This is a genomic window from Streptomyces africanus (genome assembly GCF_002150735.1).
Taxonomy (GTDB): domain Bacteria; phylum Actinomycetota; class Actinomycetes; order Streptomycetales; family Streptomycetaceae; genus Streptomyces; species Streptomyces africanus.
This window is the reverse complement of record NZ_MUKA01000702.1, coordinates 1-1,324: the sequence shown is the minus strand read 5'-3', so window position 1 is coordinate 1,324 and position 1,324 is coordinate 1. Positions and strand designations below refer to the sequence as shown.

Below are 1,324 nucleotides of genomic sequence, written 5' to 3'. Positions count from 1 at the left end.
TCCCCGGTACGGGGGAAGCGGGCCGAAGCAGCGCGAAAGCCATGGTGCGTGCCCGGACCATCCACTCGGTTGCCACCGCCGACGTACCACCGGTGGGGCGAACGCCCGAACCGCCGACCGTGACCGCACCTCCTGTCCGCAGGGCCTCCTGCAGGGACCGCGAGTCCGCGGTCAGTGGACGGTGCTACTTTCCGCGACATGACCGATCACGCGCTACGGCTGTTGCGGCAGGACCGCCACCTGGCCGAACTGGCCGCCTTCCCCTTCCACTTCGACCTCGACCGGGCCGCCCACGGCCATGTCGAGGAGGTCCGCCTTGCCTCGGGCGGACCACTGGAGACGGTGGCCGGGGACGACACCGGCGGCACGTACTTCGTGTGCGCGGACGGCTCGGTGCTCTACGCCGACTCGGAGGGCGCTGCGGGGATCATCGGCTCCAGCGTCGACGAGGCCCTGGAGCTCGTGATCGGCCTGCCCGGCTGGCGCGGTTACACACGTCTGTCGCCGGACGACGGCGAGGAGAAGATCCTGGCGTGCGTCGCGGAAACCGAGGACGAGATCCGTGAGTGCTACAGGATCGACGAGGAGCGGGCCGAGCTCCGTGCGGCGCTGGGCTTCCCGGAACGCTCCCCGGTCGAGCTGGTGGGCAGACTGCGTGCCGCCCTGCTGCGCACCGAGCCGGACTTCGTCCTGCTCAACGCGGACGAGGGGTGTGCGTACGACCGGTTGGGGCCGGACGGTCCCCCGCTGTGGGAGCCCGTGCTCGCGGCGGGCCGCGCCGATCTCGCCCGCCTGCGGGAGGGCGACCACACGGCATGGCGTGAAGTCGCCGAGGACCCGGTCCGGCGCCGGATCACCCTGAGGGCCGCGCAGTTCGACCGCGCCGAGGGCGATCTGGAGCTGCTGCGGCACCTGNNCGGACGAACTGCGGCTCGCGGCTGTACTGGTGGGGCTGCACGGGGACACCGGGGATCTGCCGCTGCTGCTCGAGGTCCGGGAGACGGACTTCGACACGGCGTGCGGCCTGGGCGGCATGCCGGAACCGGGTGCGAGCGCTGACGAGTTGCAACAGTGGGCGCGGGAGCTCGACGAGTCGATGTTCGGGACAGACCCGTCGGACGAGCCGGTCTCCACATGGACCGACCTGGCGCGGGACCAGGGGATGACGGACCTCGCGCGGGTGACGCTCATCCGCGACCTCGACAGCATCGTCATGGACCAGAGCAGACTCCGCCGCCCCGAGGCCCCCCACGCCCTGACCACGGCTCCACTGAGCGCGCTCGCCCGGGATTTCGAGGAACTCGGCGACCTTCCCCAGGCGCTG

General features: G+C 71.6%; 1 pseudogene. It reads left to right on the top strand.

Going from position 1 to position 1,324, the window contains the following annotated elements:
- Positions 1-1,033 precede the first annotated feature (1,033 nt).
- Positions 1,034-1,324, top strand: a pseudogene (locus CCL05_RS47030) (hypothetical protein); the annotation flags it as partial.